Annotated in this window: 15 protein-coding genes and 1 riboswitch; of the genes, 10 read left to right on the top strand and 5 right to left on the bottom strand. The window is 67.6% G+C overall.

Going from position 1 to position 15,106, the window contains the following annotated elements; all coding sequences use genetic code 11:
• The first annotated feature begins 7 nt into the window (after nucleotides 1–7).
• From RT513_RS09645 to RT513_RS09635, 3 genes are all read left to right on the top strand, one after another.
• Entirely contained in the window at nucleotides 8–988 is a 981-nt protein-coding gene (locus RT513_RS09645) for a hypothetical protein (RefSeq protein ID WP_290689887.1), read from the top strand.
• Nucleotides 989–1,128: 140 nt separating this feature from the next.
• Nucleotides 1,129–1,836, top strand: coding sequence for an AzlC family ABC transporter permease (locus RT513_RS09640; protein ID WP_290689889.1), 708 nt, complete (start codon nucleotides 1,129–1,131; stop codon nucleotides 1,834–1,836).
• Nucleotides 1,833–2,153, top strand: coding sequence for an AzlD domain-containing protein (locus tag RT513_RS09635; protein ID WP_088215274.1), 321 nt, complete (start codon nucleotides 1,833–1,835; stop codon nucleotides 2,151–2,153). The genes RT513_RS09640 and RT513_RS09635 overlap by 4 nt, the downstream gene beginning before the upstream one ends.
• A gap of 69 nt (nucleotides 2,154–2,222) precedes the next feature.
• On the opposite strand, the gene RT513_RS09630 is transcribed toward RT513_RS09635, so the two are convergent.
• From RT513_RS09630 to RT513_RS09615, 4 genes are all read right to left on the bottom strand, one after another.
• Nucleotides 2,223–2,849 carry a hypothetical protein gene (locus RT513_RS09630; protein ID WP_290689892.1) on the bottom strand — a complete coding sequence of 209 codons (627 nt, stop codon included), beginning with the start codon at nucleotides 2,847–2,849 and terminating at the stop codon, nucleotides 2,223–2,225.
• Nucleotides 2,850–2,886: 37 nt separating this feature from the next.
• On the bottom strand, nucleotides 2,887–3,042 hold the full coding sequence (locus RT513_RS09625; protein ID WP_306424941.1) for an aa3-type cytochrome c oxidase subunit IV: 156 nt from the start codon (nucleotides 3,040–3,042) through the stop codon (nucleotides 2,887–2,889).
• A 187-nt stretch (nucleotides 3,043–3,229) separates the two neighbouring features.
• Nucleotides 3,230–4,261: an MBL fold metallo-hydrolase gene (locus RT513_RS09620; RefSeq protein ID WP_290689894.1), complete on the bottom strand. Its 1,032-nt coding sequence runs from the start codon at nucleotides 4,259–4,261 to the stop codon at nucleotides 3,230–3,232.
• Nucleotides 4,258–5,964: an acyl-CoA dehydrogenase gene (locus RT513_RS09615; RefSeq protein ID WP_290689896.1), complete on the bottom strand. Its 1,707-nt coding sequence runs from the start codon at nucleotides 5,962–5,964 to the stop codon at nucleotides 4,258–4,260. The genes RT513_RS09620 and RT513_RS09615 overlap by 4 nt, the downstream gene beginning before the upstream one ends.
• A gap of 82 nt (nucleotides 5,965–6,046) precedes the next feature.
• Here RT513_RS09615 and RT513_RS09610 point away from each other — a divergent pair, with 82 nt between their 5' ends.
• A complete protein-coding gene (locus RT513_RS09610) occupies nucleotides 6,047–7,051 on the top strand; it encodes an L-threonylcarbamoyladenylate synthase (protein WP_290689898.1) in 1,005 nt (334 codons plus the stop codon).
• A gap of 404 nt (nucleotides 7,052–7,455) precedes the next feature.
• Here RT513_RS09610 and RT513_RS09605 read toward each other — a convergent pair whose 3' ends face one another.
• Entirely contained in the window at nucleotides 7,456–8,010 is a 555-nt protein-coding gene (locus tag RT513_RS09605) for a YqgE/AlgH family protein (protein WP_290689899.1), read from the bottom strand.
• A gap of 142 nt (nucleotides 8,011–8,152) precedes the next feature.
• Here RT513_RS09605 and RT513_RS09600 point away from each other — a divergent pair, with 142 nt between their 5' ends.
• The 6 genes from RT513_RS09600 (at nucleotide 8,153) to RT513_RS09575 (ending at nucleotide 15,105) form a co-directional block, all read left to right on the top strand.
• A complete protein-coding gene (locus RT513_RS09600; RefSeq protein WP_290689900.1) occupies nucleotides 8,153–8,971 on the top strand; it encodes a protein-disulfide reductase DsbD domain-containing protein in 819 nt (272 codons plus the stop codon).
• Between the two features lie 157 nt (nucleotides 8,972–9,128).
• Nucleotides 9,129–9,593, top strand: a complete 465-nt coding sequence (locus RT513_RS09595) for a copper chaperone PCu(A)C (RefSeq protein ID WP_290689902.1) — start codon at nucleotides 9,129–9,131, stop codon at nucleotides 9,591–9,593.
• A 59-nt stretch (nucleotides 9,594–9,652) separates the two neighbouring features.
• Nucleotides 9,653–9,851: riboswitch (cobalamin riboswitch) on the top strand.
• A gap of 130 nt (nucleotides 9,852–9,981) precedes the next feature.
• The gene (locus RT513_RS09590; protein WP_290689903.1) at nucleotides 9,982–11,877 is read left to right on the top strand and encodes a TonB-dependent receptor plug domain-containing protein; all 1,896 of its coding nucleotides are present in this window, start codon (nucleotides 9,982–9,984) and stop codon (nucleotides 11,875–11,877) included.
• A complete protein-coding gene (locus RT513_RS09585; protein WP_290689905.1) occupies nucleotides 11,871–13,364 on the top strand; it encodes an ABC transporter substrate-binding protein in 1,494 nt (497 codons plus the stop codon). The genes RT513_RS09590 and RT513_RS09585 overlap by 7 nt, the downstream gene beginning before the upstream one ends.
• Nucleotides 13,361–14,350: an iron ABC transporter permease gene (locus RT513_RS09580; RefSeq protein WP_290689906.1), complete on the top strand. Its 990-nt coding sequence runs from the start codon at nucleotides 13,361–13,363 to the stop codon at nucleotides 14,348–14,350. Before RT513_RS09585 ends, RT513_RS09580 begins: the two co-directional genes overlap by 4 nt.
• The gene (locus tag RT513_RS09575) at nucleotides 14,347–15,105 is read left to right on the top strand and encodes an ABC transporter ATP-binding protein (protein WP_290689907.1); all 759 of its coding nucleotides are present in this window, start codon (nucleotides 14,347–14,349) and stop codon (nucleotides 15,103–15,105) included. The genes RT513_RS09580 and RT513_RS09575 overlap by 4 nt, the downstream gene beginning before the upstream one ends.
• Nucleotide 15,106: the final 1 nt, after the last annotated feature.

Raw genomic sequence — 15,106 nt, 5'->3', positions numbered from 1 at the left:
ATTCCGCATGCCTGACACACCGCAAGACGACCAGACTTCCCCCCGCCCGGCAGGACTGCCGCCGGAGGGGAGCGCCTTCCGCCAGCTTCCGCTGATCGACATTGCCGCGGCAGCGCTCACGCTGCTGTGGCTGATGATCGCGGCGGTCTTTTTCTTCACCGGCGACGGGAGCGAGGGCGGGCGACCGCTTTCCGCGCTGGTCGCCGCGCTGGCGGTGCTGATGCCCGTAGCGCTGATCTGGCTGATCGCGACCAGTCTGCGCACGGTCCGCCGCCTGCGGGAGGAAGCCGCCAGCCTGCAGCAGGAGATCGATGCCCTGCGTCGCGGCGCAACGGCCCAGCCGTTGCGCCAGCCGCCGGTTGCGCAACCGCCCGTTTCGCAGCCCTCTGCGGCGCAGGTACTTCCTCCGATCACGGCAGGCACAGCCGCGCGCGCGGCGCAACCGGCGCGCCGTCAGCCCGCCCCGCCCCGCCCCATGGCGCAGCAGGCAGCCCCCGAAGCTGCGGAGCAGGAGCCGTTGCCGCCAGCGGATTTCATCGGTGCTCTGAACTTCCCCGATTCGCCCGACGATGCGGAAGGCATACGCACCCTTCGCCGGGCACTGGAGGATCCGACCGCCGCCAAGCTCATCCGGTCGGCGCAGGACGTGCTGAACCTTCTGGGCGCGGACGGGATCTACATGGATGATCTCGTGCCGGAGGAACTGCCCCCCGGCGCGCTCTGGCGGCAGTTCAGCGAGGGTGCACGGGGCCAGTCCGTCGCCGGTCTCGGTGCGATCGAGGAGCCGAACGTGCTGGCGGCGACAGCCACACGGATGCGGAGCGATCCCGTCTTCCGCGACGCGGCACAGCACTTCCTGCGCCAGTTCGACCGCAGCCTTTCCGACTTCGCCCCCACCGTCCCGGACGAGATGCTGGCAATGGTCGGCATGACCCGCACCGCCCGCGCCTTCATGCTGCTCGGCCGCGTCGCAGGCACATTCGACTAGACCACGCGGCACCGGCGGTCCCGTCAGCGTCCATCGGACACAGCGACGCAATATCGGTGTGTCAGCGGGCGGCGGGTGGTTGCAAAGCCGAACCGCGTCTCCTTATGGTGGCGCGGTGTCGGCGGAGGCGACCAGCGCCAATGTTTCTCAATCCATGGTTTCGTCGGGGGGTGGTTGCGGGCCTGCCCTACCTCATCGTTGTCGTACCCTTCGGGCTGCTGTTCGGCATCACGGCCCGCACGGCGGGGTTCAACCTGATCGAGATCATGGGGTTTTCCATCCTGGTGATCGCGGGCGCCTCGCAGTTCAGCGCCCTGCAACTGATGAATGACAATGCGCCCGTGCTCATCGTCATTGCGACGGGCCTGGCGGTGAACATCCGCATGGCGATGTATTCGGCCTCTCTCGCGCCGCATCTGGGCGGCATGCCGGTGTGGCAAAGGGCGCTCGCGGCCTACAGCCTGACGGACCAGTCCTATGCGATCAGCGCGTTGCGGTTTGACACCGGCGCGCCGATGCGGCTGCGCGACAAGGTGGCCTATTACTTCGGCGCGGTGCTGTTCACTGCGGTGCCGTGGCCCGTCTCCACATTGGTCGGCGCGACGGCGGGGGGCTTCATTCCGGCCGACGTGCCCCTGGATCTCGCCATCCCGATCACCTTCCTCGCCATGATCGCACCGCTGCTGCGCAACCCCGCCCATCTGGCCGCGGCAGTGGTATCGGTCGTCCTCACGCTTGCGTTTTCGTTTATCCCCTACAACCTCGGCCTGCTCATCGCGGCTGTTTTCGCGATGATGGCGGGCGCGGCGGTGGAGCAGCTTCTGGCGCGGCGGAGGGTGCGGGAATGAGCTATGGCAAGCTGGAGATCTGGGGGATCATCCTTGCGCTCGGGGCGGGCACGTTCCTGCTCCGCTTCTCCTTCCTCGGGCTGATGGGAAACCGGCCCTTCCCGGACTGGCTGCAACGCCATCTGCGCTACACGGCGGCGGCGGTGCTGCCGGGGCTCGCCATGCCCATCGTCCTTCAGCACGCGCCGGACGGCGGGCTGGATCCGCTGCGCCTCATGGCGGCGGGGGCGACGATCGTGGTCGGGATGATCACGCGCAGCACCCTTGCCGCGATCCTGGGCGGCGGCGTGGCGCTGGTACTGCCCTATTTCTTCTGACGGCCCTCACCGATGACAAGCACCGACGGCCAGCACTGAAGGCCGTGAAGGATGATCGCTCAATCACGGTCAGCGAATCGGATCGGGATGGTCCTGCTGCCGAAGCGGGTTCGAATTGTCCTCGTCGTCATCGTAGAAATAGGTCGTGACGACGCCCGGCATCTCTCCGAATTCCTCCATCAGCGTCTTCGGGAAATAGGTCCGCCCGATCCCCTCAAAGCCCGGAAGCTGGGACAGGACGGTGCTGACAGCGCGGGCGCACATCGCCTTGGGCGTCGCGCCATAGGCCTCTGCCAGCCGCTTGGCCTCTGCCGCGACGGCGGGTGTCACCACGAGTTCCTGACGAACCACGTGATAGGCCGGGCGGGCGTGGTAGTTGACATACCAGTGCTCCACGCCTGCGCTGATGCCGTAATGGACATCGTTCCGCTCGGGCACCTTGCTATGTGTCCAGCTTCCGGCAGGGTCGAAAAGGACGCGCTGATCGGCGTTGATCATCAGGCCGGAGTGCTCCCCCGCTCCGGTGTTGTTGTTGATCGCGGTATAGAGCGTCAGCATGGGCGGCCCATCGAAACGATAGGTCGCCGCCTGCACCGCCGCATCGGGCGCCCATGTCTTTTCCGCCGCGCCGCAGGCGACAAGCCACAGCGGCATCGACACCACGGCCACAAGCCGCAGCCAGCCTGCAGCGTTCATCGGACGGCAACCTCCGCCCCGCAGAATGCCCGCATGATCAGAGAGTGGTCAGCGCGAGAAAGATGAGGAGGAGCAGAACAACCACCGTCCCGTAGGTCATGAAGCGGATGAAGCCCTCGAAGGTCTTCTCCTGCGCGGAGATATCCATCGTGCCATGCTCGTGGGCGGGGGATTGGGCGTGGTCCTGCATCATCTCGCCTTCCTGTCAGTTCTTCGTTCCGAAGCGATAGCTTATCAGGAGGCCCCTGTCACCACCAACGGAAGGACCAGCCGCGCCACGGGCACAGAACGTTGCCGTTCTGCCCCGCAGTTCCCGGGCCGCAGATCCTACCCCCAGATCCTGGCTCCCAACCCCTGGCTCCCAGATCCCGGACCTCATGTCAGGTGCGCTTCCAGAGCCACGCCTCGCTCCCCGGTTCGCGGTAGCGCCGCGCCCTGCCCGTTTGGGTCAGGTGGTTGAGATGGGCGACCGCCTCCCCCAGCGCGAGCGTATATTCGCTCTCGCCGATCGGGCGGCGGAACAGGAAGGGGAAGCACTCCGCCGCACGACGCGGGGTGGCAAGCGCCTCCTCCAGACGGTCGAGCGCCGCGACATGGCCGGAGATCATCTGCGCGAGCCGTGGCCCGATCCCAAAGAACGGCAGCTTATGCCCGGAAAGCGCCAACTGCCCCTCGCGGGCATAACGGCCCAGACGCGTGCAGCTTTCCAGCCAGTCGCCCACCGGATCGGCCTCCGGCTCCGTCGCATAGACGCCGAGATTGGGCGAGATGGTGGACAGGATCTGATCGCCCGCAATCACGAGGCTGCCGTCACTGCTCCACAGCGTCGCATGCTCCGGCGCATGGCCGTTGCCGATATGCACCTCGAAATCCCGCCCGCCGATGTGGATGGCATCCCCCTCCGCGATGCGGCGGAAGGTGCCGGGGATGGCATGGACGACATCGGAACTGTTGTAGGGCCGGTCGTTCGCGCGCTTGTCATAGATCGCCGCATCCATGCCACAGGCCCGCCAGAAGGAAAGCTGTGTCTCCGGCGGGCGATCATGGGCCTCCAGCCGCAGCATCCGGGCAAAGAGGAAGGCCGTTCGCGTGGTGACCAGCTCCGCCCCGTGCTTCTCCACGAACCATCCGGCAAGGCCGATATGGTCCGGGTGGTGGTGGGTGCCGATCACCCGGCGGACGGGCCGGCCCGCCAGCGGGCCCGACAGGACAGCTTCCCACATCTCGCGCGTGGGGGGCGTGTCGAAACCGGTATCGACCAGCGTCCAGCCATCGCCATCGTCGAAGGCATAGGCGTTCACATGATCGAGGCGCAGCGGCAGTGGCACCCGGATCCACAACACGCCCTCGGCGATTTCGGCCACGTCACCCGGTGCGGGCGGCGCCTCTAGCGGATAGCGCAGCGCGTTCAAACCGCCAGTTCCTCTGCCGTGACAGCATAGAGCCCCGCAGCCCCCTCATGCGCCTGCCGCAGGAGCGAAACATGGTCGGGCAGCATCCGGCGGATGAAGAAGGTGGCCAGCGCCTCCCGTTCTGCCGGGTCGGAGCAGGCGGCCCGAAGGTGGTAGGATCCCCCCAGCACCAGCGCGAAGGCCCGCAGATAGGGCACGGACCCGGCAAAGCGGTCGTTCACGGGCTGGGCGACGAGCCAGTCCGTTACCTCGCGGAGCGACTCGGCGGCGTTCCAGACCTCCTCAGCCAGTTGCGGATGGTCGGGTTTCGCGGCCTCCGCCCCGGACTGTATCTCGTCGATCAGGCGGTTGATCGCCTCCCCCCCGTCCATCATCTTGCGGCCGACGAGATCGGCGGCCTGAATGCCGTTCGTCCCCTCGTAGATGGCGCAGACCCGCACGTCGCGGGCAAGCTGGGCGGCGCCCGTCTCCTCGATGAAGCCCATGCCGCCGTGGATCTGGATGGAGGTCTGGGTGACCTCGTTGCCGGTATCGGTGGCGAAGGCCTTGGCGATGGGGGTCAGCACGCCCGCGCGGGCCTCCCACTCCGCCTCGCCCGTGGCCTTGGCCATGTCGAGGGCGAGCGCACAGTCCAGCACGATGCAGCGGGCAGCGAAGGTCTGCGCCTTCATGCCGGCCAGCATCCGCCGCACGTCGGCATGGTCGATGATCGTGCCCCGGCCCGGCACCGGCGTTTTGCCCTGCCTGCGGTCCAGCGCATAGGCCAGCGCCTGCTGGCAGGCAGCCTCCGCCACGCCGACCCCCTGGGTCGCCACACCGAGACGGGCGTTGTTCATCATGGTGAACATCGCCTTGATGCCGCCGTTCCGCTCGCCGATCAGCCAGCCGGTCGCATTGTCGTATTCCATCACGCAGGTCGGCGAGCCATGCAGGCCCATCTTGTGCTCCAGCGACACGACGCGCACGCCGTTTCTGGGTCCGGGTTCGCCGTCCTCATCGAGGAGCAGCTTCGGCACGAGGAACAGGCTGATCCCCTTGACGCCCGGCCCGCCATCGGGGAGCCGCGCCAGCACGAGGTGGCACACATTGGGCATGAAATCCCCGTCGCCCCAGGTGATGAAGATCTTCTGCCCCGAAATCGCGAAGGTGCCGTCGCCGTTGTCCACCGCCTTCGTCACCAGCGCGCCGACATCCGACCCCGCGCCGGGTTCGGTGAGGTTCATCGTGCCGTTCCATTCCCCGGAGGTCAGTTTCGGCAGGTAAAGGCGCTTCAGCTCATCCGTGGCGTGATGCTCCAGCGCCTCGATCTGGCCCTGGGTGAGCAGGGGGTTCAGGTGCAGCGACAGGCAGGCGCCGGAGAACATCTCGTTCACCGCCGTGGCCAGCGTGATCGGCAGGCCCATCCCGCCGAATTCCGGGGCCGCCGACATGCCGACCCAGCCGCCCTCCGCGATGGCGCGATACCCTTCGGCAAAGCCGGGAGAGGTGCGGACGACGCCGTTCTCCAACTTTGCGGGCGTCAGATCGCCTGCCCGGTTCAGCGGCGCGAGGACATCCCCCGCCAGCTTGGCCGCCTCATCGAGGATCTGCTGCGCCAGATCGCGCGTGGCATCCGCATAGGGCTCTGTGGCGGAGAGGCCCTGAAAACCAACGATATGATCGAAGATGAAGGTCTGATCCTTCACCGGCGCGCGAAAAGCCATCGAATTCTCCCCTCGCACCTTGGCGGCGACCGCCCGGGCGCGTATCTCGGCATCAACTGGCACGAAGGCTAAACAAAGCAACATGACCGGCAAGCCCCAACGCAGCGTCACTGGAACCACACGCCGTCTCGCCCCTGACGGCGCGGGGATAGAGACCGCGGCGCGCCTTCTGGCAGAGGGGGGGCTGGTGGCCCTGCCGACGGAAACGGTCTATGGGCTGGCCGCCGATGCGCGGCAGGATCACGCGGTGGCGCGCATCTTCGAGGCGAAGGGGCGGCCCCGGTTCAATCCTCTCATCATCCATGTCGCCGATCTGGCAGGCGTGGGCCGCTATGCCCGGCTGACGCCGGAGGCGGAGCGGCTGGCCCGCGCCTTCTGGCCGGGGCCGCTGACGCTCGTCCTGCCGCTGCTGCCGGAAGCGGGGCTGTCGCCGCTGGTCACGGCGGGCAATGACAGCGTGGCGGTGCGGGTGCCCGCGCATCCCGTCGCACAGGCGTTGCTCCGCCGGTTCGGCGGGCCTCTGGCCGCGCCATCCGCCAATCCCTCGGGCCGGGTCAGCCCGACCCGCGCGGCCCATGTGCTCGACGGTCTTGACGGGCGGATCGAAGCGGTGATCGACGGCGGAGAGGCCGCCGTGGGGGTGGAATCGACGATCGTCGGGCTGCTGGAGGCACCGCTGCTGCTCCGCCCCGGCGGGCTGGCGCTCGAGGATCTGGAAGCCGCTTTGGGCCGTGCGATCCCCGCGCCCGCGGCCGATCCGGCGCGGCCCGTCGCGCCGGGGCAGCTCTCCTCCCACTACGCGCCGCGGGCCGAGATGCGCCTCGCCACCCGGCCCGCACCGGGGGAGGCATGGCTCGGCTTCGGGCCCCAGGATGCGGGCGCCACGCTGAACCTCTCTCCCGCAGGTGATCTGACGGAAGCGGCGGCCAACCTCTTTCACTACATGCGGGAAATCGACACCGGCCCCGGAACGGTCATCGCCGTCTCACCCATCCCGGAAACCGGGTTGGGGCGCGCGATCAACGACAGGTTGCGCCGTGCCGCCGCCCCACGGCCCGTGACCGATCCGTTTGACCGATCAGCTTAGCAGGCTGCCGAAGAAAGGGTTTCAGACCCGCGTTGGACCCGCGTGGCGTGGAATCCTTCACCCTCTGCGAACACCAGCCGAAAATCGACACGCTTCAGGCAAGTCCGGGTCAGATCTGCCGATTCCCAGAGCGCAGGCATGACCCTTGCGAACTTTTTCAGCAGGCTGTCAGATCCCATGATCCGGCTGCGCGGTGACTGGCTCAGGGACCTTTTGCGCCGCATTCTCTGTTCAAAGGCTGCGCCGGATTTGCCGGTGGCGCGCCTCAGAAAGGGGGACCGGATGCTGAGCCGCATGCTCATCGGACGGGATGCCCGCAAGGCGACGACATCGGTCGCGCTCGCACAGGAGGAACGCGATGGCGAGGTCCGCCACTGCGGCCACCGCGCCGAACGCCGGAACCCTCAGGCCCTGCCGCCGAAGGCCGACAGGCTTATCGGATCCACGCCCATCGACCGGATCGCGGCAAGCCACTTCGTTCCGTTGTCGGCGGCGAAGACGAGGTCGGGAAGCGCGTCGCACACCAACCAGTCATCGCGGAGAATCTCGTTCTCCAACTGACCCGGGCCCCAACCTGCGTAGCCCAGCGCCAGGAGCGCCTGCCCCGGCCCAGTGCCGCGCGCGATCTCCCGCAGGATATCGGGCGTGGTGGTCATCGCGAAGTGGGGGCCGACCTCTATCGTCCCGGCCTCCTCCTCATCGATCTGCGGCGAATGGAGGACAAAGCCGCGGGCGGCTTCCATCGGGCCGCCGACATGGATCGGGCAGCGGCCCCCGAGGTGGGGTATGGAAAGCTGGTCCAACAGCGCCTCAAAACTGATATCCGCAGCCGGCTTGTTGACGACAAGCCCCATGGACCCCTGCGGAGAATGGGCGCAGATCAGGATCACGCTCCTTTCAAACCGCGGATCGCCCAGACCGGGCATCGCGATGAGGAGCTTGCCCCCCAGGTCAGACATATGCGTGGTCCTGTTGCTCATGAGCATAAGATGGCGCACCGGACTATCGGCACAAGCGGAGATTGCGTCGCATGGGAGACAATGCCATCTCTTCGCCGGAATGTGATTTCAAGTCCTGCGACATCCCGCCGACAGTCCCGCCATGATGCTCAGCCCGCTCCCCCTCCTCGCCTTTGCCGCAGCGACGCTGCTGCCTGCCCTCGCGGGACATGCCGCCCCAACGCGTCCGCAGGACGTGGTGCAGGCAGAGGTTCTTCCCGGCTGGCGGCAGGCCGATGGCAGCCATCTCGCGGCCATCCGCCTGACGCTCGCCGACCAGTGGAAGACCTACTGGCGCGCACCGGGGGATGCGGGCATCCCGCCCGGTTTTGACTGGAGCGGCTCGGAGAACCTGGCGGATGTGACGCTGCACTGGCCCGCGCCGCATGTGTTCGAGCTGAACGGAATGCGCACGGTCGGCTATACGCGCGAGCTGGTCCTGCCCCTGGAAATCCGCGCGCGGAATGCGGATCAGCCCATTTCGCTGCGGAGCCATGTCATGCTGGGGGTCTGCCGCGACATCTGTGTGCCGGTCGATCTTCGGATCGACGCCGTCCTGCCGGTGACGAAGCAGCCGGACCCGGCAATCCGCGCGGCCCTGGCCTCCGGCCCGCTGGATGCAGACATGGCAGGGGTAAAGAGCCTGCGCTGCCGTGTGGAGGCAATCCCGGACGGGCTCCGCGTGACGGCCTCCTTTCAGGCTCCATCGCTTGGGGGACGGGAACTTGCGGTGTTTGAGACACCGGACCCCTCCGTCTGGGTGTCGGAAAGCGATACGCGGCGGGAGGCCCATGGCGTGACGGCCTCCGCGGATCTCGTTCCCCCTCCCGGAGAGACGCTGGCGCTGGACCGTTCCCGGCTGCGCATCACGCTTATCGGCGACAGGGGCGCGGTGGATATGCTGGGCTGCCCGGCGGGCTGACATCGCGACATAATGTCGCGCGATCATACCGGTTATGCACAAAATTATGGCAAAATCAGGAACGCTGCGCCTCGCATGCCCTGATCCTTTCTGTTAGGGAGCGTGCCCGCCGCTTCGCCGGCAGGTCCAGTATGATCCCAGTATGATTGGAGTATCCATGTTTCGCAGCCTTCCGCTGATGTCGCTTCTGCTTGCCACCCCCGCCTTCGCGCATGATTTCCGCGCGGGCGATCTGACGGTCGGGCATCCCTATGCTTTCGAGACGACCCGAGACGGGCAGGCACCGCAGGGCTATTTCTCCGTCACGAATGCGGGCGCGACCGATGACCGGCTGGTCGCCATCCGCCCGGCGAAGGGTGAAGCGAGCCTCCGTACGGCAGAGCGTTTTCGGAACATGGTTGCCACCACTTCCGCAGGCCCCATCACCATTCCCGCCGGAGAGACCGTGCACCTGAGCCCCACCGGCCCGCATGTGAGCTTCACCGCGCCCGAAACCCGTCTGTGGTCCGCTGCCGACCGGATGGACGCGGTTCTTGTGTTCGAAAACGCGGGCGAAGTCCCGGTCGTATTCAATGTGGAGGCCCGCAAGGCCGGCATGGGCAACGGGCATTCGCCCAACTGATCCGGCCATTCGCGAAGGGGGCGCCCCCCTTCGCGCTTGACAAGAATCGGCGGAGCGGATCATCCATGGTCTGCTTCGGTTCCGGTAAGGCCGGATGAAAAGGGAACTGCGGTGCGCCTTCGGGCAAGACCGCGGCTGCCCCCGCAACTGTGAGCGGCGAGCGACGGCCAAGAACGTCACTGGAGGTCCGCCTCCGGGAAGACCGGCCCGAGCGATGACCCGCGAGCCAGGAGACCTGCCGCAGCGCTCACCCATTTCCGGCGCGGGGTGCGTCTGGAAAGCGGCCCTTCCGCAGAGGTGACGTCACCGGCCTGCGGGACTCCCATCAGGCCATTCTGCAATTCGCGGGCCGCCATGTATGCGGCATCGCGTTGGAAAGGCCCCTGCGATGACCTTCACTGGCATCAGGACGATCACAGTTCTTACCGCCCTCGCCCCGCTGGCCGTTCATGTCCCGCTGGCCGCTCATGCCCAGACCGGCTCTCCGGTGATGCTGGACAGCATCGTGTTGTCCGGCGGGCTTACCCCCATTGCCGCGGGTGCCTATGGGCGCGCCTTCACCGTGATAACCGCGGCGGAGATCGATGAGCGCGGCATCCGCACCGTACAGGACGCGCTCCGCGGAGTGCCGGGCGTCTCCGTCACCTCCGCCGGCCCCAGCTTCACGCAGATCCGCCTCCGGGGCGCAGAGGCGAACCACACCCTCATCCTCATCGACGGGGTTCCGGCGACGGGCGGCAATGACGAGTATATCCTGACCGGGCTGGAAACCGCGAATGTCGAGCGGATCGAGGTGCTGCGCGGCCCTCAGTCGGTCTATTTCGGCTCGAATGCGTCTGCCGGGGTCATCAACATCATCACCCGGCGGGGAGAGATCGGCACGCATTACGGCGGTGCGGTGGAGGTCGGCAACGGCTATGCGGCCTCCGGCTGGGTCACCCAGCGGACGGAGCGGGGCGGGTTGTCCTTCAACGTCTCGAAGCGGGACGATCACGGCTACAACCCCGCCTTCACCGGCAGCGAGAAAGACGGGATTGACCGCCGCACCATCGGGTTGACCGGCGACTGGCAGGCGACGGAGGCCCTGAAGCTCGGCTTTACCCTGCGGCATTCCGAAGAGAACTATGGCTACGACGCGACGAACTATGCCGCCACCGGCTATCGCGATTATCTGATCGACGATCCGCACCTCACGGGGGAGCGCAAGGAGTTCACCGGCTCCCTCTGGGCCGAATACGAAATGCTGGAAGGACGGCTCGTCAACCGGCTGGAATTTCAGAACTCGGTCTTTCGGCAGGGCACGACGGAGGCCGCGGAGACGCGGGGGGAGACGCGCGCGCTGAAATACCGGCTCAGCTACGGGCTGGACGGCCGGCCGGTGACCGAGGCGCGGCACCTGCTCAACGTCATGCTCGAACGGTCGGAGGACGAGAACGACACTGCCCGCGACTATGATCGCGCCAACAATTCGGTGGCCGTGGAATACCGCGGCTCCTTCGACACGGGCGTGGATGTGCAGGCGGGCCTCCGCCATGACGATTTCGACACGTTCGAGGATTTCACGAGCTGGAACATCGGCCTGTCGTGGCAGATCCCGGACAGCGCTTTCCGTGTGCATGCCTCTGCCGGGCGGGGACTGGTGAAACCCTCCTATTACGAGCTTTTCGCCAATGACGGTTACACCATCGGCAATCCCGCATTGAGGCCTGAGCGCAACACCGGCTACGATATCGGCGTCGAGGCGGAACTGCTGAACGGACGCGGGCTGATCGACGTCACCTACTTCAACGAGAAGATGGAAGACGAGATCACCTATGTCTATGGCGCCGCCCCGGACGGGAGGGCGAGCTACATCAACCAGCGGGGCAAGAGCCCGCGTGAAGGGGTGGAGATCGCCGGGCGGTTCGATGCGACGGAGGATCTGCGTCTGTCGGTCAGCTACACCTATCTGGACGCAAAGAACCCTGACGGCACGGTGGAAGTGCGCCGCCCCCGGCATGAGCTTGGTCTGGGCGCCACGCAGCAGGTGCTGAACGGTCGCGGATCGCTCACCGCCGATATCCGTTACGTGGCGGGCAATTACGATACGCAGTACTGGGGCTTCTACGAGACGAAGGAACTGGGCAACTATACGCTCGTCAACCTCGCCGCCGGTTACGATCTCACGGAAAACCTCCGCGCCACCGCCCGCGTGGTGAACCTGTTCGACAAGGAGTACATGGACGTCTGGGGTTTCCGAAACCAAGGGCGGCAGGCCTATCTCGGGCTGGAGGCGAAATGGTAGCACGGCTCATCGGGACGGCGCTTCTCACCTTCGCGGTTTCCGCGCAGGCCGCGGAGCTTGCCGCCCGGACGGAGACCGACGCTTCGATGGCGCCCGCGTTCCCTGCGGCCGCCGTCCTTACCCCATTCTCTCGACCTTTCCTGACGTCGATGCCCGTGCCCTATACGGGGCTTGAAGCGGGGCGCATCGCGGCTCTCGGCACCGCTTCGGTCAGCGCATCGGCGGTTTCAGAAACATTCGCCCTCACCGGGGCCACCGGAGCGGGGCTTGAAGCGGGGCGGCTCAAGGTTCCCGGAACCGTTTCGGGCATCGCATCGGAAGCACCCTTTGCGGCACCCCTGGCGGTTGCAGAAACCCTCCTCACCGGAGTCGCCGGACGCGCCGCCCTTATGCCGGAAGGAGGGCCGGATGCCGCACCGGGGAGGGGCGCGTCTCTGACCCCTCTCTCTGCTGCGCGGCGGGATCGCGTCACGCGACAGCGCGTCATCGGTCGCGCATCTTTGGCCCTTGTCTCTGCCGCGCAGCGGGGGCCGACTCCCCTGTTCGCAACCTCCGCCGCTGTCGCGGGCCTTGCGACCGGAACAGCGCAAGACGCTTCGGCAGACAGCAGGACGCCCCATGCCCTTGCTCCGAGCGCCGCTCACGTGGACACGTCCGCCCCTCCGGTATCCGCAGGGGAGAAACGCGCCGGAGCGGAGGCCCCTGCGTCCAGCCCCGCAGCAGGGACCGCCGCCGTCTCCAGACGCGTCGTCTCGGTGAACCTCTGCACCGACCAGCTTGCCATGATGCTGGCGGCACCGGGGCAACTGGTCTCCATCAGCCATCTCGCAAGTGATCCCCGCTCTTCCGCCATGACGGAGGAGGCAGCCCGCTACCCCCACAACCACGGGCTGGCGGAGGAGATCGTTCTGCTGCAACCGGACCTCGTGCTGGCCGGGCGCTACGGCTCCGCGGCAACCACCGCTCTCCTGCGCCGCATCGGCGTGCCGGTCGAGGTGTTTGACCCGGAGACCAGCCTCGCCGGTATCCGCGACAATGTCCGGCGGATGGGCGCGGCTCTGGGCCGGACGGCGGAGGCGGAAAGCCTCGTCAAGCGGTTCGACGCCGACCTCGCCGCGCTTGGCCAACCGCCCGCCGACCGGCGCCGCGCGGCGCTGTATTATGCCAACGGCTATACGGCGGGCGATGCCAGCCTTGCGGGAGAGATCCTTGCCGCTGCGGGGCTTGCCAATATCGCGTCGGAGCTTGGACTCCGCGGCGGCGGCATGGTGTCGCTGGAACAGCTGGTGCTGGCCGATCCCGACCTGATCATCCGGGGGGAGCGCTATGCCGGATCGTCCCGCGCGGAGGATCTTCTGGATCACCCTGCCCTTGCCGCACTGGCCGGGGCGGCGCAGGGGGCGCTGGCCGATGGCGACTGGGTTTGCGGCACGCCGCATGTGATCGACGCGGTCCGGCGGCTCCGGGACAGGGCAGCGCCCCCGTGACTGCCCGCCGCCTGCTCCCTGCCCTCGGCGCGGCCGTGGCTCTGCTGTTCGCGGCCTCGCTGCTCATCGGGCAGGCGGAGGTGCCGCCGCTCGATGCGGTCCGGGCGCTTCTGGGGCGGGGCGATCCCCTTCTGGTGATCGTCATGCAGGAGATACGCCTGCCCCGTGCATTGCTCGCCATTCTGCTCGGGGCGAGCCTCGGGCTCTCCGGTGCGGCGATGCAGGGTTTCCTGCGCAATCCGCTGGCGGAGCCGGGGCTGATCGGCACCTCCGCCTCGGCGGCGCTCGGCGCGGTGCTGGCGCTTCAGACGGGGCTGGCCGCTGCCGCGCCCGCGTTCTTCATGGCCGCACCGCTCGCCGGGGCGCTGCTCTCCTTCGTCCTGATCCTGATGCTCGCGGGCAGTCGCGGCGGGGCCATGCCGCTGATCCTCGCCGGCATCGCCATTTCGGCGCTGGCGGGGGCGATGACTTCGCTGGTGCTGAACCTCTCGCCCAATCCCTTCGCGGCGAACGAGATCGTCTTCTGGATGATGGGATCGCTCGCCGACCGCTCCATGCTGCATGTCTGGATGGTGCTTCCGTTCTTCTGTCTCGGCACCGGGCTGATCCTTGCCACCCGCCGGGGGCTGGAGGCGCTCACGCTCGGGGAGGAAACGGCGGCGACCATGGGGGTCTCGCTTCCCCGGCTGCGGCTCATGCTGCTTGCCGGTGTGGTGGCGCTGATCGGCTCCGTCACCGCGGTGGCGGGCGCGGTTGGCTTCGTCGGGCTGGTCGTCCCGCATCTGCTGCGCCGCGCGGTGGGCGCCAGTCCTGCGCGTCTGCTTCCGGCCTCCGCGCTTGGCGGCGCTGCGGTGATCCTTGCCGCCGATATCGCCGCCCGGACAATCGCGCCGGGGCGGGATCTGAAGCTGGGCGTGCTCACGGCGCTGGTCGGCGCGCCGTTCTTCTTCCACCTCATATGGCGGCTGCGGCGGGAAACGACATGACCTTGCTGACAACCCACGGCCTGACCGTCCGTCGCGGCGGCCGCACCGTTCTGGCAGGCATCGACCTCTGCGTTCGTCCGGGAGAGTTCGTGGGTCTTCTCGGCCCGAACGGCGCAGGCAAGACCACCCTGTTGCGCGCAGCGCTCGGCCTTCTGCCCAGCGGCGGGAGCTCCTCCCTCGCCGCGCTCCCCACTTCGGAACGGGCACGGCAGGCTGCCTTCATGCCGCAGGGCCGGGAGATCGCCTGGCCCCTGTCGGTGGAGCGGGTGGTGGCCCTCGGCCGCGCGGCTCATCCGGCGGGGGCAAGGGACCGGCAGATCGTGGAGGAGGCCATGGCGCTGCTGGACCTGACGGAATTCCGCGAGCGGCCGGCCACGGAGCTGTCAGGCGGGGAACAGGCCCGCGTCCTCATCGCACGGATGATCGCACAGGACACGCCGCTCATGATCGCGGATGAGCCTGTCGCCGGGCTGGATCCGGCCGCCCAGATCCACGCCATGGACGTGTTTGCCAGCATCGCTGCCCGGGGCGGCGCCGTGCTCGCCTCGCTCCACGACCTTGGCCTTGCGGCAAGGCATTGCACCCGCCTTATCCTGATGCATGCGGGCAGCATCGACGCCGAGGGAGAGCCGGAGGCGGTCCTCTCCCCGGAGACCGTCGCGCGGGTATTCGGCATCACCGCCTTCACCGCCCGGACACCGCAGGGCATGGTATTCCAGCCGCTCTCGGTGATTTCCCGCCAACCCTCGCGCTGAG

Source organism: Haematobacter sp. (genome assembly GCF_032102465.1).
In the GTDB taxonomy this organism is placed as follows: domain Bacteria; phylum Pseudomonadota; class Alphaproteobacteria; order Rhodobacterales; family Rhodobacteraceae; genus Haematobacter.
This window is presented reverse-complemented; position numbering and strand designations above follow the sequence as displayed.

Excerpts from the sequence above, each read along its gene's own strand:
- RT513_RS09610 (WP_290689898.1), top strand. The coding sequence starts at position 6,047 with ATGACCGGCAAGCCCCAACGCAGCGTCACTGGAACCACACGCCGTCTC.
- RT513_RS09590 (WP_290689903.1), top strand. The coding sequence starts at position 9,982 with ATGACCTTCACTGGCATCAGGACGATCACAGTTCTTACCGCCCTCGCC.
- RT513_RS09630 (WP_290689892.1), bottom strand. The coding sequence starts at position 2,849 with ATGAACGCTGCAGGCTGGCTGCGGCTTGTGGCCGTGGTGTCGATGCCG.
- RT513_RS09645 (WP_290689887.1), top strand. The coding sequence starts at position 8 with ATGCCTGACACACCGCAAGACGACCAGACTTCCCCCCGCCCGGCAGGA.
- RT513_RS09615 (WP_290689896.1), bottom strand. The coding sequence starts at position 5,964 with ATGGCTTTTCGCGCGCCGGTGAAGGATCAGACCTTCATCTTCGATCAT.
- RT513_RS09600 (WP_290689900.1), top strand. The coding sequence starts at position 8,153 with ATGATGCTCAGCCCGCTCCCCCTCCTCGCCTTTGCCGCAGCGACGCTG.
- RT513_RS09595 (WP_290689902.1), top strand. The coding sequence starts at position 9,129 with ATGTTTCGCAGCCTTCCGCTGATGTCGCTTCTGCTTGCCACCCCCGCC.
- RT513_RS09605 (WP_290689899.1), bottom strand. The coding sequence starts at position 8,010 with ATGTCTGACCTGGGGGGCAAGCTCCTCATCGCGATGCCCGGTCTGGGC.
- RT513_RS09640 (WP_290689889.1), top strand. The coding sequence starts at position 1,129 with ATGTTTCTCAATCCATGGTTTCGTCGGGGGGTGGTTGCGGGCCTGCCC.
- RT513_RS09625 (WP_306424941.1), bottom strand. The coding sequence starts at position 3,042 with ATGATGCAGGACCACGCCCAATCCCCCGCCCACGAGCATGGCACGATG.
- RT513_RS09635 (WP_088215274.1), top strand. The coding sequence starts at position 1,833 with ATGAGCTATGGCAAGCTGGAGATCTGGGGGATCATCCTTGCGCTCGGG.
- RT513_RS09585 (WP_290689905.1), top strand. The coding sequence starts at position 11,871 with ATGGTAGCACGGCTCATCGGGACGGCGCTTCTCACCTTCGCGGTTTCC.
- RT513_RS09575 (WP_290689907.1), top strand. The coding sequence starts at position 14,347 with ATGACCTTGCTGACAACCCACGGCCTGACCGTCCGTCGCGGCGGCCGC.